20 protein-coding genes are annotated in these 14,246 nt (G+C 60.3%); 1 reads left to right on the top strand and 19 read right to left on the bottom strand.

What is annotated here, in order from left to right; all coding sequences use genetic code 11:
- Positions 1–25: 25 nt before the first annotated feature.
- From HMPREF2734_RS09255 to HMPREF2734_RS09330, 16 genes are all read right to left on the bottom strand, one after another.
- A complete protein-coding gene (locus HMPREF2734_RS09255) occupies positions 26–1,039 on the bottom strand; it encodes a DNA-directed RNA polymerase subunit alpha (protein ID WP_070422746.1) in 1,014 nt (337 codons plus the stop codon).
- Between the two features lie 102 nt (positions 1,040–1,141).
- Positions 1,142–1,747: a 30S ribosomal protein S4 gene (gene rpsD, locus HMPREF2734_RS09260; protein ID WP_070422745.1), complete on the bottom strand. Its 606-nt coding sequence runs from the start codon at positions 1,745–1,747 to the stop codon at positions 1,142–1,144.
- Between the two features lie 27 nt (positions 1,748–1,774).
- Entirely contained in the window at positions 1,775–2,176 is a 402-nt protein-coding gene (gene rpsK / locus HMPREF2734_RS09265; RefSeq protein ID WP_070422744.1) for a 30S ribosomal protein S11, read from the bottom strand.
- Between the two features lie 3 nt (positions 2,177–2,179).
- Positions 2,180–2,548: a 30S ribosomal protein S13 gene (rpsM, locus tag HMPREF2734_RS09270; protein WP_070422743.1), complete on the bottom strand. Its 369-nt coding sequence runs from the start codon at positions 2,546–2,548 to the stop codon at positions 2,180–2,182.
- Positions 2,549–2,721: 173 nt separating this feature from the next.
- Positions 2,722–2,940, bottom strand: a complete 219-nt coding sequence (gene infA / locus HMPREF2734_RS09275; RefSeq protein WP_070422742.1) for a translation initiation factor IF-1 — start codon at positions 2,938–2,940, stop codon at positions 2,722–2,724.
- Positions 2,941–3,112: 172 nt separating this feature from the next.
- The gene (locus tag HMPREF2734_RS09280) at positions 3,113–3,910 is read right to left on the bottom strand and encodes a L,D-transpeptidase (RefSeq protein WP_070422741.1); all 798 of its coding nucleotides are present in this window, start codon (positions 3,908–3,910) and stop codon (positions 3,113–3,115) included.
- A gap of 51 nt (positions 3,911–3,961) precedes the next feature.
- A complete protein-coding gene (map, locus tag HMPREF2734_RS09285; RefSeq protein ID WP_070570614.1) occupies positions 3,962–4,753 on the bottom strand; it encodes a type I methionyl aminopeptidase in 792 nt (263 codons plus the stop codon).
- Between the two features lie 80 nt (positions 4,754–4,833).
- A complete protein-coding gene (locus HMPREF2734_RS09290) occupies positions 4,834–5,379 on the bottom strand; it encodes an adenylate kinase (RefSeq protein ID WP_070422739.1) in 546 nt (181 codons plus the stop codon).
- Positions 5,379–6,707 carry a preprotein translocase subunit SecY gene (secY, locus tag HMPREF2734_RS09295; protein WP_070422738.1) on the bottom strand — a complete coding sequence of 443 codons (1,329 nt, stop codon included), beginning with the start codon at positions 6,705–6,707 and terminating at the stop codon, positions 5,379–5,381. Before secY ends, HMPREF2734_RS09290 begins: the two co-directional genes overlap by 1 nt.
- A gap of 246 nt (positions 6,708–6,953) precedes the next feature.
- Complete coding sequence (gene rplO, locus HMPREF2734_RS09300) at positions 6,954–7,430, bottom strand: 50S ribosomal protein L15 (protein WP_070422737.1); 477 nt, start codon at positions 7,428–7,430, stop codon at positions 6,954–6,956.
- Between the two features lie 7 nt (positions 7,431–7,437).
- Positions 7,438–7,623, bottom strand: a complete 186-nt coding sequence (rpmD, locus tag HMPREF2734_RS09305) for a 50S ribosomal protein L30 (protein ID WP_034997282.1) — start codon at positions 7,621–7,623, stop codon at positions 7,438–7,440.
- 5 nt (positions 7,624–7,628) lie between these two features.
- Positions 7,629–8,261, bottom strand: a complete 633-nt coding sequence (gene rpsE / locus HMPREF2734_RS09310; RefSeq protein ID WP_070422736.1) for a 30S ribosomal protein S5 — start codon at positions 8,259–8,261, stop codon at positions 7,629–7,631.
- A 40-nt stretch (positions 8,262–8,301) separates the two neighbouring features.
- Complete coding sequence (rplR, locus tag HMPREF2734_RS09315; RefSeq protein ID WP_070422735.1) at positions 8,302–8,706, bottom strand: 50S ribosomal protein L18; 405 nt, start codon at positions 8,704–8,706, stop codon at positions 8,302–8,304.
- Between the two features lie 2 nt (positions 8,707–8,708).
- The gene (gene rplF / locus HMPREF2734_RS09320; RefSeq protein WP_070422734.1) at positions 8,709–9,245 is read right to left on the bottom strand and encodes a 50S ribosomal protein L6; all 537 of its coding nucleotides are present in this window, start codon (positions 9,243–9,245) and stop codon (positions 8,709–8,711) included.
- An 18-nt stretch (positions 9,246–9,263) separates the two neighbouring features.
- On the bottom strand, positions 9,264–9,662 hold the full coding sequence (rpsH, locus tag HMPREF2734_RS09325; RefSeq protein ID WP_070422733.1) for a 30S ribosomal protein S8: 399 nt from the start codon (positions 9,660–9,662) through the stop codon (positions 9,264–9,266).
- A gap of 324 nt (positions 9,663–9,986) precedes the next feature.
- Positions 9,987–10,703, bottom strand: coding sequence for a DUF2786 domain-containing protein (locus HMPREF2734_RS09330; protein ID WP_141750462.1), 717 nt, complete (start codon positions 10,701–10,703; stop codon positions 9,987–9,989).
- A 192-nt stretch (positions 10,704–10,895) separates the two neighbouring features.
- On the opposite strand from HMPREF2734_RS09330, the gene HMPREF2734_RS09335 reads away from it, so the two are divergent.
- Positions 10,896–11,654 (top strand): formate dehydrogenase accessory sulfurtransferase FdhD, encoded by a 759-nt coding sequence (locus tag HMPREF2734_RS09335; protein WP_070450599.1) that lies wholly within the window; start codon positions 10,896–10,898, stop codon positions 11,652–11,654.
- Here the strand turns inward: HMPREF2734_RS09335 and HMPREF2734_RS09340 are convergent.
- From HMPREF2734_RS09340 to rplX, 3 genes are all read right to left on the bottom strand, one after another.
- A complete protein-coding gene (locus HMPREF2734_RS09340) occupies positions 11,651–13,174 on the bottom strand; it encodes an L-lactate MFS transporter (protein ID WP_070482511.1) in 1,524 nt (507 codons plus the stop codon). The two genes, HMPREF2734_RS09335 and HMPREF2734_RS09340, sit on opposite strands and share 4 nt — an antisense overlap.
- A 168-nt stretch (positions 13,175–13,342) precedes the next feature.
- Entirely contained in the window at positions 13,343–13,930 is a 588-nt protein-coding gene (gene rplE / locus HMPREF2734_RS09345; protein WP_070422729.1) for a 50S ribosomal protein L5, read from the bottom strand.
- Complete coding sequence (rplX, locus tag HMPREF2734_RS09350) at positions 13,930–14,244, bottom strand: 50S ribosomal protein L24 (protein WP_070422728.1); 315 nt, start codon at positions 14,242–14,244, stop codon at positions 13,930–13,932. The genes rplE and rplX overlap by 1 nt, the downstream gene beginning before the upstream one ends.
- Between the last annotated feature and the right edge of the window lie 2 nt (positions 14,245–14,246).

Consider the following 14,246-nt stretch of genomic DNA (forward strand, 5'->3'; position numbering starts at 1 on the left):
TTAGTTGAGCGCGTGCTCTGTTGTGTTACTCGGTCTCGTCCGCGCCGTCGTCCACGAAATCGCCAGTTTCGGCGTCGTAGCCTTCGAGCTGGGTCGGGTCGAAATCTTCCGGAGCGTCCTTCAAGGTCAGGCCCAGGTTAGCGAGCTTGATCTTGACCTCGTTGATCGACTTCTGGCCGAAGTTGCGGATGTCCAGCAGGTCGGTCTCGCTGTACTCAGCAAGCTCGCCCACGGTGTGGATCTCCTGACGCTTCAGGCAGTTGTAGGAACGAACAGAGAAGTTCAGGTCCTCGATCGGCGTGGAGTACGCAGCGATGTACTCGGACTCCTGAGCCGACGGGCCGATCTCGATGCCCTCTGCAGCGGTGTTGAGCTCACGAGCCAGGCCGAAGAGCTCCACCAGGGTGGAACCAGCCGACGCGAGCGCGTCACGTGCGGTCATCGAGTTCTTCGTCTCAACGTCGATGATGAGCTTGTCAAAGTCGGTGCGCTGCTCAACACGAGTTGCCTCAACCTTGTAAGCAACACGGGTCACCGGCGAGTAAATCTGGTCGACCGGGATACGGCCGGCCTCTCCACCGGAGTTCGGCATAGCCGGGACGTAGCCACGGCCGCGCTCGACAACAAGCTCCATCTCCAGGCGTGCCTGCTCGTTAAGGGAGGCGATGTGCAGATCCGGGTTGTGGATCTCCACGCCTGCCGGTGGCTCGATGTCACCTGCGGTGACGTCGCCCGGCCCCTCGACTGCAAGCTGCATGACTACCGGCTCGTCAAAGTCGGAAGACAGCACGAGGTCCTTGATGTTGAGGATGATCTCGGAGACATTCTCCTTGACACCGTTGATCGTGGTGAACTCGTGGAGCACACCGTCGATCTTGATGGACGTCACGGCTGCGCCCGGGATGGACGACAGCAGCGTGCGACGCAGGGAGTTGCCCAGGGTGTAACCGAAACCAGGCTCGAGCGGCTCGATGACGAACTTCGAGCGGTTGGTATCGATGTACTCCTCGGTCAATTCAGGACGCTGAGAGATGAGCATGAACTTCTCCTTTGGCTCCCGCTATATGAAGCCGGTAGGGACTGATATGGAAGATTCCGTGCACCGTGGACGGCGCGCGGGGTGAAGCAAACGTGTGAAAGTTTACTTCGAGTAAAGCTCGACGATGAGCTGCTCCTGCAGCGGCACCTCGATCTGAGCGCGCTCGGGCAACTGGTGCACGAGGATGCGCAGGGTGTCCGGAACGACCTGCAGCCAAGCCGGAACGACAGCGTCCAGGAGGTTGTCCTGAGCCTCTTCGAACCACAGCATGTTGCGGGACTTCTCACGGACGTCGATGATGTCGTACTGCGTTACCGCGAACGACGGAACGTCGATGCTCTTGCCGTTGACCGTGAAGTGGCCGTGGGACACGAGCTGACGTGCCTGACGGCGGGTCTTAGCCAGACCAGCACGGTAGACAACATTGTCCAGACGGGACTCCAGCAGGATGAGCAGGTTGTCGCCGGTCTTGCCCGGGCGACGGTTCGCTTCTTCGTAGTAGCGACGGAACTGCTTCTCCATCACACCGTAGGTGAAGCGGGCCTTCTGCTTCTCCTGCAGCTGGAGCAGGTACTCGGATTCCTTGATGCGAGCGCGGCCAGCCTGCCCCGGAGGGTACGGGCGACGCTCGAAGGACATGTCGCCGCCGACGAGGTCGACGCGGAGGCGACGGGACTTACGGGTAGCAGGGCCGGTGTAACGAGCCATGTCTCTTTACCTCTTTTCCTTTCAGCCTTAAACGCGACGACGCTTCGGCGGACGGCAGCCGTTGAACGGCTGAGGCGTCACGTCGGAGATCGAAGACACCTCCAGGCCGGCAGCCTGGAGCGAACGGATAGCGGTCTCGCGGCCGGAGCCCGGACCCTTGACGAAAACGTCGACCTTCTTCATGCCGTGGTCCATTGCCTTGCGGGCAGCGTTCTCTGCAGCCATCTGCGCAGCGAACGGCGTGGACTTACGGGAGCCCTTGAAGCCAACGTGGCCGGAGGACGCCCAGGAGATGACGTTGCCCTGCGGGTCCGTGATGGACACGATGGTGTTGTTGAAGGTGGACTTGATGTATGCGTGGCCTGCGGCCACGTTCTTCTTGACGATGCGACGTCCGCGACGTGCACCGGAACGAGTCTGAGTAGCCATAGGTTACTTCTTCTTTCCTGCGATGGTCTTCTTCGGGCCCTTGCGGGTACGCGCATTGGTCTTGGTGCGCTGGCCGCGGACAGGCAGGCCACGACGGTGGCGCATGCCCTGGTAGGAGCCGATTTCGATCTTGCGGCGGATGTCTGCCTGAACCTCGCGGCGCAGGTCGCCCTCGACGGTGTAGGAGGACTCAATCGCGTCACGCAGAGCGGAGAGCTGGTCATCGCTCAGATCGTCCGTGCGCAGGTCCGGAGAAATGCCCGTCTTCTCGAGCAGTTCCTTGGATCGGGTTGCACCGATGCCATAGATGTAGGTGAGAGCGATCTCCATGCGCTTATTGCGCGGGAGATCAACACCAGCTAGACGTGCCATGAGGTACGTACCTTTCGGGTTGTTACGGTGGTTTTCTCCCCACCCGTCCACGTCAACCAACGCTTTATCCGGACCGTGCCGGAGGATGGGTTGGGATTACACGCGGCTCCAGCCACCGTGGCCGGAGGTAAACGACCCACTATGAGCAGGTCTGGGTGAGGAGGCTGAAATGCTTACTTGTAGCGGTAAGTGATACGCCCGCGTTCCAGGTCGTAGGGAGAGAGCTCCACCACGACACGGTCCTCAGGGAGGATGCGGATGTAGTGCTGGCGCATCTTGCCACTGATGTGGGCGAGAACTTCGTGCCCATTGTCGAGTTCGACACGGAACATGGCGTTCTTCAGGGGCTCGACGATGCGGCCCTCAACCTCGATTGCGCCTTCTTTTGCCATACACTCCACTTCCTACACTGCCCGCAAATGTGCAGGCAGAAACGTTTTCTTACCGTGACAGTCGGTACATGCCAACACTTCGTGGCAGCACCGTTGGACTACTTTATCCGCTCACCTGCGAAAACGCAAAAGGCCCCAGCATTTCGCCGGGGCCAATATGCAACAAAGATGCCTAGTAGACGTAGACCTTGTCACCGATCTGCAGATCACTGAAGTAGCGCTGTGCATCACCGCGGTACATGCGGATGCAGCCGTGGGACAGGATGCTCGGGTCCCCTTCGTGGAACGCGATGCCGTTGTAGGTGAAGTACGTGGCGTACGGCATCGGTGCGTTGCCGAACTCCCAGGAGATCTCGTCCTTGACCTTACGGTTGACGTAGAAGGTACCGCGCGGCGTCTCGTAGCCCGGTCGGCCCGGACCAATCAGGCCCGACTGGTAGTACATGACACCGTTGTTCTGCAGCCAGGAACGGCGACCATCAATGTCAATGCAGGCCTTGGCATCGGCCGGGCACGGACCGTAGTCAAAGCCAGCACGCGGGTTCGGAGCCGGCGCCGGAGCAGGAGCTGGTGCCGGAGCGGGAGCCGGCTTCGGTGCAGGCTTCGGCTTCGGAGTCTTCTCGGCGATGAGTCCGGGGAAGAAGACCTCCACGATCTCGTCGATACGCTGCTTCGCCTTCGCCGGCAGATCCGGGCTGATATTCGCCAACCCGTCTGCCTGCAAGCGCAGGTTGTTGCGAAGATCCCAAGCTGCATCCCGTGCAGACTTATCCAGGTTTGCAAACGCGGTGTTTGCCGACGAGGACAGCGCATCAAGGCTGGAGGTTGCAACCGGATTCGGGGCCGGAGCAGGCGCTGCCTGCGCAGTCACAGGTGCGGCGAGCGTAGCGACGACACCAAAACCGGCGGCAAACGTAATTGCACGTCGCTTCAACGGCGACTGCTTTGCATGGCGAGGACGGTAAGACATGCCGGAAGTATAACCGTATAGCTATGAATCACGCATCGACGCGCCAGCCGTTTATACGCGCGGAGTAAGAATTCGTGGTCCCTGAGCGGTCGCTGCCACGGTGTGTTCCCAGTGTGCTGCCGGCGAGCCATCGAGGGTGGTAACCGTCCATTCGTCGTCAAGTACGCGCGTGTCGTAGCCACCACCCAGGATCAACATCGGCTCGATCGCCAACACCGAACCTTCCTGAATCACAGGACCCCGATTCGGCTTGCCCTCATTAGCCAGGTACGGGTCTTCGTGCATCGTGCGGCCAATGCCGTGCCCGCCGTAGCCATCCACAATGCCGAGCTCAACGCCGAAACTCTCCTCGGCGGCGTAGGTTGCCAACTCCAACGCGTGAGACACGTCAGTGAGCTTGTTGCCCGGAACCATGGCTTTCAGGCCTTCTGCGAGCACCCACTCGGTTGCGCGGTTGAGCGCGTCCACATCCGGCGCAAGTTCACCGATACCGAACGACCAGGCACTGTCCCCTACCCAACCGTTGAAGGTTGCGCCGCAGTCGATGGAAACCAGGTCCCCTTCATTGAGCACCACGTCGGCGGATGGAATGCCATGGACCACCACATCGTTGACCGACGCACAAATCGAGCCAGTAAAACCGTGGTATCCGAGGAAGGTCGGCACCGCGCCATGGTCGCGAATGACGGTTTCCGCCACCTTGTCAAGGTCAAGCGTGCTGACACCCGGCTTTGCCGCAGCACGGACCTCCTGCAGCGCGACACCGACAATGCGGCCGGCTGCCTCCATCGCATCGAGTTCGTCGGGGGTTTTGGCGGCAATCTTGCGTTTGCGGAATGCCATAGCGGGGTGCTCCTTTGTGGTGGTCGTCGATAAGCAAAAGCGAAAGGCCGGTGCGAACACCGGCCTTGAGCGTATTCGGGCTACTTGCCCAGCTGCGCCATGGCGCGCTGGTTGATCTCGTCGACGTCGCCCACAGCGTCGATAGAAATGATCTCCTCACCGTAGTGATCGATCAGCGGTGCGGTCTCATCGCGGTACACGGCGAGACGGGTGCGGATGGTCTCCTCGTTGTCGTCTGCACGACCACGGGCGAGCATGCGCTCCACGACAACGTCCTCATCAACAACGAAGTTGAGCACGCCGTCGAGCTTCTCGCCCTTCTTCGCCAGTAGGTCGGTCAGGATCTCAGCCTGCTCCACCGTGCGCGGGAAGCCGTCCAGCAGGAAGCCGTCCTTCGCGTCGTCCTGGTTCAGGCGATCCTCAACCATGCGTGCGGTGACATCGGTCGGCACAAGCTTGCCGGCGTCGATGTAGCTCTTTGCCTCAACACCGAGCGGGGTGCCCTCGCCAATGTTGGCGCGGAACAGATCACCGGTGGAGATGTGCGGAACACCGAGCTTTTCGGAAAGGATAGCGGCTTGGGTGCCCTTGCCGGCACCGGGAGGGCCAAGGAGAACGAGACGCATTATCGCAGAAGTCCTTCGTAGTTGGATTGCAGAAGCTGGGATTCAATTTGCTTAACCGTGGTCAGGGCCACGGAAACCATAATCAGGATGGCCGTACCGCCAAACGCGCTCATACCCATCCGGCCGGAGCCGGTGATACCGGCGTCCATTGCCAGGTTCGGCAGCACTGCGATCAGCGCGAGGTAAATCGCGCCGACGAACAGCAGGCGGTTCATGACGAACGCGAGGTATTCAGCAGTCGGACGGCCCGGACGGATACCCGGGATAAAGCCACCGTACTTCTTCATGTTCTCTGCCTGATCGACCGGGTCATACTGGATCGACACATAGAAGTAGGAGAAGAAGATGATCATCACGACGTAGGTGAGGATGTACTGCCACGAACCCGGGTTCTGCAGCCATGCCATCACGTGGTTCATCCACCAGTTGTCCGGCGGAGTCGGGTTATTCATGGTCACGATCTGTGTGATCAGAACCGGCACGTACATCAGAGACGAGGCGAAGATGACCGGGATAACGCCAGCCTGGTTGACCTTCAGCGGCAAGTAGGTGGAAGAGCCACCGTACTGGCGACGACCCACCATGCGCTTGGCGTACTGCACCGGGATGCGACGCTGGCCCTGCTCAATGAAGACAATGCCGACGACCAGCGCAACAAGCGCGAGGATGACGAGGATCAGCGTCAAGGCACCGGAGTTCTGGAGGATGAACGCACCCTCGGACGGGATCTGGGTTGCGATACCCGCAAAGATGAGCAGGGACATACCGTTGCCCACGCCCTTTTCAGTGATGATCTCGCCGAGCCACATGATGAGCACCGCACCGGAGGTCATCACAAGGATCATCATGATCAAGGTCCAGACATTGCGGTCTTCCACCAGCACCGGCATTCCCTGGCCGAGCAGCTGCTCGCGGTCTGCCAGCGCGACGATACCTGCGGACTGCAGCAACGCCAGCGCAACCGTGAGGTAGCGCGTGTACTGCGTCATCTTGGCCTGGCCGGACTGACCTTCCTTCTTCAGCTCCTCGAACTTCGGGATCACGACAGTGAGCAGCTGCACGATAATCGACGCCGTAATGTACGGCATGATGCCGATCGCGAAGATCGACAACTGCAGCAGTGCACCACCGGAGAACAGGCCAATGATGGAGAACATCGTGGCACGGTCACCCTGGGCAACCTCTTCGAGTCGCTGGTTGATCAACGCGTAATCAACGCCCGGGGACGGGATCTGGGCACCTACGCGGTACAGAATCATCAGCGCAAGGGTGATCAAGATCTTCTTGCGAAGGTCAGGATCCTTAAACGCCTGAGCAATTGCGGACACATAGCCTCCTGGCTTCCACCTGAACCGCGGCGGAAGGTAGTGGATAGTGCAGCGCCGACTCGTGCATGAAGGCACACAAAACGGGCCGTCGCCGTGTTTGACCCCACTACCCTAGCAGCTGTGCTTAAAAAGTTGATACTCACGGTCGACTTTACCGCTACAGCACAGCGAAAACCCCCACACCGGACAGTGATTGTCCAGTATGGGGGCTATCTCAAGCGCGGAAAGCGTTACGCTTTCGGCTCTTTACGCGTCCTTCGGAGCGCGCTTGGAGAACTCGACGACGGTGGCGGAGCCGCCAGCAGCCTTGAGCTTCTCCTCAGCGGACTTGGAGAACTTGTTTGCGGTGACGTTGAGTGCGACGTTGATGTCGCCCTCTGCCAGCACCTTCACCGGCTGCTTCGGGCGAACGAGGCCCTTAGCGACGATGTCGGCAACTGCAATGTCGCCACCCTGCGGGAATGCTTCCGCGAGGTCCGCGACGTTGACCACCTGGTACTCGACGCGGTTCGGGTTCTTGAAGCCCTTGAGCTTCGGCAGACGCATGTGCAGCGGCATCTGGCCACCCTCGAAAGCAGCGGAAACCTGCTTACGAGCCTTGGTGCCCTTGGTACCGCGGCCAGCGGTCTTGCCCTTGGAGGCCTCACCGCGACCAACGCGGGTCTTGGCCTTGTTTGCGCCCTCTGCCGGGCGCAGATCATGGAGCTTGATGATGTCAGCCATGTTTTATCTACTCCCCTGCAACTTCTTCGACGGTGACGAGGTGACGCACCTTGAGGATCTGGCCGCGGGTAGCAGCGTTGTCCTTCTTCACCACGGACTGACCGATCTTGCGCAGACCGAGAGCCTCGAGGTTCTTGCGGGTCACCGGCTTCTCACCGATCTTGCCGTGGTGCAACGTAATCTTCAGTGCCATTGTTCTTAGGCCTCCTGTCCTGCGCGAGCGCGCAGCATACGTGCCGGGGCAACGTCCTCGACAGCCTTACCGCGCTTCGCTGCGACCTCTTCCGGACGCACGAGCTGCTTCAGGCCGGCAACGGTGGCCTGAACCACGTTGAGGGCGTTGTCAGAGCCGAGGGACTTGGCCAGGATGTCCTGGACACCAGCGGCCTCGAGCACCGGGCGGACTGCGCCACCGGCGATCACACCGGTACCCGGAGCAGCCGGGCGGAGCATGACGATACCGGCGGCTTCTTCAGCCTGAACCGGGTGAGGAATGGTGCCACCGATCATCGGGACGCGGAAGAAGTTCTTGCGAGCCTCTTCTGCACCCTTCTGAATTGCGGCGGGAACTTCCTTCGCCTTGCCGTAGCCAACGCCGACCATGCCTTCACCGTCGCCGACGACGACGAGAGCGGTGAAGGACATGTTGCGGCCACCCTTAACGGTCTTGGCAACACGGTTGATGGTGATGACGCGCTCGATGTACTTATCGCGCTCGTCGTTCTGGTTGCGACGGTCGTCGCGACGGCCACGGCCGCCGCGGTTACCGCGGTCGTTGTTGTTCTGGTTGTCGGCGGAGCGCCCGCCGTCACGCCGTTCACGTTCGGCCATTACGCGATCCTTCCGTTGATGGTGATGTTTGCCGTGATCATTAGAACTTCAGACCACCTTCACGAGCAGCTTCAGCCAGGGCCGCAACGCGGCCGTGGTACTTGTAGCCACCACGGTCGAAGACGATCTGCTCGATGCCTGCTGCCTTGGCACGCTCAGCGACGAGCTGGCCAACCTTTGCGGCCTTCTCCTTCTTGTCGCCCTCCAGGTTGCGCACGTCTGCCTCGATGGACGACGCAGAAACCAGGGTGTGGCCTGCGAGGTCGTCGATGACCTGGACGTGGATGTGGCGAGACGAGCGGTGCACAACGAGACGCGGGGTCTCCGGGGTGCCACGCAGGGTCTTGCGGATGCGGTAGTGGCGACGTGCGCGAGCCTCGCGGCGGCGGGACGAGATGTCCTTGCCCACCGGGGTGCGCTTGGTGTTCTCTGCAGTATTGCTCATGATTACTTACCCGTCTTTCCGACCTTGCGGCGGACCTGCTCGCCGGCGTAGCGGATGCCCTTACCCTTGTACGGGTCATCCTTACGCAGACGGCGGATGTTTGCCGCAATCTGGCCAACCTGCTGCTTGTCAGTGCCTTCGATGGCGAACTTGGTGTTGCCATCGACGGAGAACGTGACGCCTTCCGGCGCCTCAATCAGGATCGGGTGCGAGTAGCCGAGGGAGAACTCAAGGTCCTTGCCCTTCTGCTGCACACGGTAACCGACGCCGAAGATCTCCATGTTGATCTTGTAGCCCTCAGTCACGCCGATGATCAGGTTGTTGATCAGCGAGCGGGTCAGGCCGTGCAGCGAACGGCTGTCACGGTGATCGTCCGGACGGGACACCACGACTTCGTTGTCTTCGACGGAAGCGGTGATCGGCTCCGGCATCTCGAGGTCCATGGTGGCCTTCGGGCCCTTGACCTCAACACGCTGGCCGTCGATCTTCACCTCGACGTTGTTCGGGATTGCGATGGGTGCATTACCTACACGCGACATAGTCTTTTCAACCTCCCCTTACCAGACGTAAGCGAGGACTTCCCCGCCTACACCCTTCTCTTGAGCCTGGCGGTCGGTCAGCAGGCCGTGGGACGTGGAGATGATTGCCACGCCCAGGCCACCGAGCACCTGAGGCAGGTCGTTGGACTTGGCGTACACGCGCAGGCCCGGCTTGGACACGCGGCGCAGACCAGCGATGGAAGCCTCACGGGTCGGGCCGTACTTGAGGTTGAGCGTCAGCGATTTGCCAACCTTCTCGTCCTCAACTTTGTAATCTTCGATGTAGCCTTCCTGCTTCAAGATCTCAGCAATAGCTGCCTTGAGCTTGGAGGACGGCATAGACACGGTGTCGTGCTGCGCAGTTGTTGCGTTGCGCACGCGCGACAGCATGTCCGCAATCGGATCTGTCATGGTCATTGTGGTGACCGTTTCCTTTCTCGTTGCGGTTCCCTAAACCCACCTGACCCTTTTCAAGGTCGCGTTTTCCGCATGGTCTATCGGGGGCTACTCAACGCTGCCCACACTCAGTAGCGTGGGCCGCTCGCCGCCTCCCTTGCACGCGGTCCGCATCTTGGCGAGGGGCCTGCAACAAAGTTGGATGTTCAAATGTTTCTCTCGGCTTGGCACGCCGAAATCTCGGCGCACAAGTCCGATCGACCAAGTTACCTGCTTGTTCGCTCAGAACCAAATTGCTTAACGACGACACCTAGCCCCCGACAGCATCTCCCGACACCGAATTCATCAGAACGGCAGCGCCGCCCTGGACTTCACCCGTGTTTGGCCGAGGTCTGAATTCTCTCCCGCGGCGTGTCCGCTGAGGTACGCACCTGGGTCGAACGAGCGGTTGGTTTGGTGCGCGGAGAGCACAAAGCCCTGCTCTTCGGCAAATTTGGAGCGGGCTTGCTCGGCCTTTGCGGCGTCGTCGACAAGCACAAGCGCATATTCGCTATCCACACGTGCTGCGCCCTCTTCTGCTTTCATCAGACGTTTGCCGATGCTTGTCGCGAACCCCTGCATAAACGACCGACGCATCACCACGACTGATTCACCGAAGTTTGTGGCGCGGATCTTTTGTGATTCTGCAAGCATCACCGGCAACAGCAGCGCGTAGAGCATGTCCACCCGGTCGAGGTGCCGCTGAAGGCCAAAAATGTCTGCGTCCTTGACGCGCGTGGAGTTATACACCCGCTGCGTAAACCCCGTACAGTGCAACGACCTCGCGATGGAGTGCAGCAGCGTTGCCTGCATATCGGTGTAGGCGCCGCGGAACGTGTAGGCGCGGTGGCCTACGTTGTCGCCAGCATCGGGACTTGCAAGATCGCGCTCGTCGTAGCCGTACTGTGCCATCAGCTCGAATGCTCGGGCATAGAACGCGTCACCCTCCGGTGTCCCTTCCCTGTCGTTGGCTTGATTGAGTAGTTTTTGTACTCGTTGTTTGATCTTTTCCTCGGTACGCATCTGACGCACCCACCCCTTCCCCATTGCTGTTTGGATGTGTGCCTGTAGTTATAACGAACTCGCACGACATGTCCGTTTCAGCTTGTGGAATTTGCAATTTCCGCCCTGTGGATAACTTCTCTTTGCGCAGGTTGTAGCGCTGCGACGACACCCCTCCGTCCCGCTTGCACCCTAAGCGCTAGCATCGTTGCAATGAGCAGGACCAAGCGCAGTTTCGCCGTCACAAAGATTTCCGCTAGCGGCACCCGCGACACGCGCGCGGGCCAAGTGGAAGTGGAAGAACCACTCGAGGTGCGCGCCGGTGGCCGAGAGGTCGCTCAGTTGTTTCGCACCCCGGGCCACGACATCGAACTCGCCCACGGTGTGCTCCTGACGCAGGGCCTCATTACCACCCCTAAAGACGTCATTACCGCCCGCTATTGCGAAGGTGCCATCGGCGGCGAAAACACCTACAACCTGCTCGATATCGAGCTTTCCTACCCTGCTGCACCGCAGTTCATCGACCCAATCCCATCACAGTCCTGTGGTATTTCCGCCGAGCAGCGCGTACGGGAGTTGGCGGTCCGCCTGAACGTGCGCAGCGAGTTCGCCCCTATTGATCAGGATGCGATCTTCGCCTTGCCAGAACGTCTCAACCAGGCGCGTCGTCGCGACCTGCCCACCGCGCTCGCTGGCGAGACCGCGCGTCAAGATATCGACGCCGTCAACGCGGTACAGAAGATCGCTGGGCGTTTGCTTCTCGACGACACCCTGCCCGCCCACAACCTCACCCTCGCAGTGGATACGCGCGTGACGTTTGAAATGATGCGTGCTGCAGCAGCGGCCGGCTTCAGCATTGTCGCCACCACACGCGACGTCACGTCGATGGCGGTGGAATTGGCCCGCGAAACAAATACAGCGCTCGTCGGCGCAATTACCGACGAGCGCTTCAGCGTGTACTCGGGCGCTTAGCCAATGAACATGCCAGCAGCCTTCGCGGCAGTGGCCCACAGACCGTAGATAAGCAGTCCAGCGATGATTGCCGCCAGAATGATCGCGACAATCTTGTGGGCCTGGCCCGCGGAAGCCCCACGCGCCTGACCGGCACCAGCACCTTCAAGCGCGGAGGCGCGATCTGCCTCGATCTTCGCCTGAACGGTGTCTTGGTCTTCGAACCACTTCGACGCCACCGGGCGTACAAGGATGTTGGCGATCAGGCCAACAGCAAGCAGGCAGCACATGACGTACAGCGACAGGCGGTAAAGGTCCGGGCCTTCGCCGCCGTTGGCTGCCTGGCGCTCCACGACCATGTTGATGATCAGCGGGCCAGCTACACCTGCAGCCGACCATGCGGTAAGCAGACGGCCGTGGATAGCGCCGACCTGGTAAACACCGAATAGGTCGCGCAGGTAGGCCGGGATACTGGCAAAGCCACCCCCGTAGAAGGACAGCAACACCAGTGCGCAGATCACAAACAGCGCAATGTTGGCGTGGCCGAACCTGGCGAAGATGAAGTAGAAAGCCAACCCGATACCCAGGTACACCATGTAGATGTTCTTGCGGCCAATGACGTCAGAAACCGACGACCAGACGAAACGGCCAGCCATGTTCGCCAGCGACAGCAAGCCAACAAAGCCTGCGGCGGCCGCCGCGGTCAGTGCCGGGAAGTAGTCCTGAATCATCGGTGCCGCATTCTCCAGCACGCCGATACCCGCAGTGATGTTGCAGAACAGGATCACCCACAGGCACCAGAACTGCGGGGTTCGAATGGCGTTGTTGGCGCTAACATTTGCACCGACGATGGCAACCTTGGAAGGTTTGCGCCCCTGCTTCGCTTCGCCCGACGGGGTCCAATCCGGGTGCGGCATGCGGATGCAGTACGCGCCCATAGCGATGACGACGAGGTACACGACGCCAAGGGTGACAAAGGTGGGTTGGATGCCCGCGGCGCGGTTGGCGATGTCCGCACCACCGCCGTAGAACTCCATGAGGCGGTTCGACGCCGGCGAGGCAATCAGTGCGCCGCCGCCGAAGCCCATGATCGCAAGGCCCGTAGCCAGACCGGGGCGATCCGGGAACCACTTCATCAGCGTGGACACCGGCGAGATGTATCCGATGCCCAAACCGATGCCGCCGATAAAGCCGTAGCCGAAGTACACCAGCCACAAGTTTCCGGTGGTGACACCCAGGGTGGCAACGAGGAAGCCTGTCACCCATAGCACGCCGGAAACTGCCATGGACGCGCGTGGGCCGACTCGCTCGACCCAGGAACCGAACAGCGCGGACGAGATGCCGAGCATGCCGATTGCCAACGAGAAGATCCAGCCCACAGCAACTTCGCCGACACCGAAGTGTTCCATCATTGGCTTCTTGAACACGGAGAACCCGTAGACCTGGCCGATAGAGAGGTGGATGGCGAGTGCCGCAGGGACAATTAGCCAGCGATTGAATTCCTTAGGCGCGATAATTGCGCTTCGGGAGAAGTAACTCATGGGGGTTCCCCTATTATGGATGCCAAACAATGTATTTAATACAGCGGACATCATAACCACCTATAGCCAGCTTCACGCAAGCTTTCTTTCATGCTTTTCCAATACGACAAAACCCCTGCGACCGCGGTATAAAAACCGGGTGCAGGGGTGTCGTCGTCAAGTGAACGCTTATGCGCGCTTCATCTTGCCGTCCTTGTCAGCGAACGGGAAGCCGAGGTGCGTCAGCAGTGCGCGACCCTCGTCGTCGCTACCAGCGGTGGTCACGAGCGTGATGTCCATGCCGCGAACGCGATCGATCTTGTCGATGTCGATTTCGTAGAACATGGTCTGCTCGGACAGGCCGAAGGTGTAGTTACCGTTGCCGTCGAACTGCTTGTCGTTCAGGCCACGGAAGTCGCGAATACGCGGGAGAGCAACCGTCAGCATACGGTCGAGGAACTCCCACATACGGTCGCCGCGCAGGGTGACCTTTGCGCCGATCGGCATGCCCTCACGGAGCTTGAAGTTAGCGATGGACTTCTTCGCGCGACGCAGCTGCGGCTTCTGGCCGGTGATCGCGGTGAGGTCCTCGAGTGCGCCGTTGATCACCTTGGAGTCGCGGGCAGCGTCGCCCACACCCATGTTCACAACAATCTTGGTCAGGCCCGGGATCTGCATGACGTTGTCGTAGTTGAACTGCTCGTTCAGCTTGGTGCGGATCTCGTCCTGGTAGCGGGACTTCAGGCGCGGGGTGTAGTTCTGAATGTTCTCAGCCATTAGATGTCCTTCCCGTTCGACTTAGCCACGCGGACCTTCTTGCCGTTCTCGTCGAAGCGGTAGCCCACGCGGGTCGGCTTGCCGTCGGAGTCCAGGATCATCACGTTGGACACGTGGATCGGAGCTTCCTGGCTGACGATGCCGCCGGACTCGGCGCCGCGCTCGTTGTAGGAGTTTGCGACGTGCTTCTTGATGCGGTTAACACCCTCGACGAGGACCTTGTCGCGCTGCGGGTACGCCTCAATGACGCGACCCTGAGCACCCTTATCCTTGCCGGCGATGACCTGCACCATATCGCCCTTCTTGATCTTCATAC

Source organism: Corynebacterium sp. HMSC055D05, assembly GCF_001810365.1.
Taxonomy (GTDB): Bacteria; Actinomycetota; Actinomycetes; order Mycobacteriales; family Mycobacteriaceae; genus Corynebacterium; species Corynebacterium coyleae.

Coding starts and splice junctions, on each gene's coding strand:
- HMPREF2734_RS09335 (WP_070450599.1), top strand. CDS start 10,896: ATGAGCAGGACCAAGCGCAGTTTCGCCGTCACAAAGATTTCCGCTAGC.
- rpsM (WP_070422743.1), bottom strand. CDS start 2,548: ATGGCACGTCTAGCTGGTGTTGATCTCCCGCGCAATAAGCGCATGGAG.
- map (WP_070570614.1), bottom strand. CDS start 4,753: ATGGCATTCCGCAAACGCAAGATTGCCGCCAAAACCCCCGACGAACTC.
- HMPREF2734_RS09340 (WP_070482511.1), bottom strand. CDS start 13,174: ATGAGTTACTTCTCCCGAAGCGCAATTATCGCGCCTAAGGAATTCAAT.
- HMPREF2734_RS09255 (WP_070422746.1), bottom strand. CDS start 1,039: ATGCTCATCTCTCAGCGTCCTGAATTGACCGAGGAGTACATCGATACC.
- rpsK (WP_070422744.1), bottom strand. CDS start 2,176: ATGGCTACTCAGACTCGTTCCGGTGCACGTCGCGGACGTCGCATCGTC.
- rpsE (WP_070422736.1), bottom strand. CDS start 8,261: ATGGCCGAACGTGAACGGCGTGACGGCGGGCGCTCCGCCGACAACCAG.
- HMPREF2734_RS09280 (WP_070422741.1), bottom strand. CDS start 3,910: ATGTCTTACCGTCCTCGCCATGCAAAGCAGTCGCCGTTGAAGCGACGT.
- HMPREF2734_RS09290 (WP_070422739.1), bottom strand. CDS start 5,379: ATGCGTCTCGTTCTCCTTGGCCCTCCCGGTGCCGGCAAGGGCACCCAA.
- rpsH (WP_070422733.1), bottom strand. CDS start 9,662: ATGACCATGACAGATCCGATTGCGGACATGCTGTCGCGCGTGCGCAAC.
- rplE (WP_070422729.1), bottom strand. CDS start 13,930: ATGGCTGAGAACATTCAGAACTACACCCCGCGCCTGAAGTCCCGCTAC.
- rplF (WP_070422734.1), bottom strand. CDS start 9,245: ATGTCGCGTGTAGGTAATGCACCCATCGCAATCCCGAACAACGTCGAG.
- infA (WP_070422742.1), bottom strand. CDS start 2,940: ATGGCAAAAGAAGGCGCAATCGAGGTTGAGGGCCGCATCGTCGAGCCC.
- rplX (WP_070422728.1), bottom strand. CDS start 14,244: ATGAAGATCAAGAAGGGCGATATGGTGCAGGTCATCGCCGGCAAGGAT.
- HMPREF2734_RS09330 (WP_141750462.1), bottom strand. CDS start 10,703: ATGCGTACCGAGGAAAAGATCAAACAACGAGTACAAAAACTACTCAAT.
- rplR (WP_070422735.1), bottom strand. CDS start 8,706: ATGAGCAATACTGCAGAGAACACCAAGCGCACCCCGGTGGGCAAGGAC.
- rplO (WP_070422737.1), bottom strand. CDS start 7,430: ATGGCTGACATCATCAAGCTCCATGATCTGCGCCCGGCAGAGGGCGCA.
- rpsD (WP_070422745.1), bottom strand. CDS start 1,747: ATGGCTCGTTACACCGGCCCTGCTACCCGTAAGTCCCGTCGCCTCCGC.
- rpmD (WP_034997282.1), bottom strand. CDS start 7,623: ATGGCACTGAAGATTACGTTGCACCACGGCAAGATCGGTGAGAAGCCG.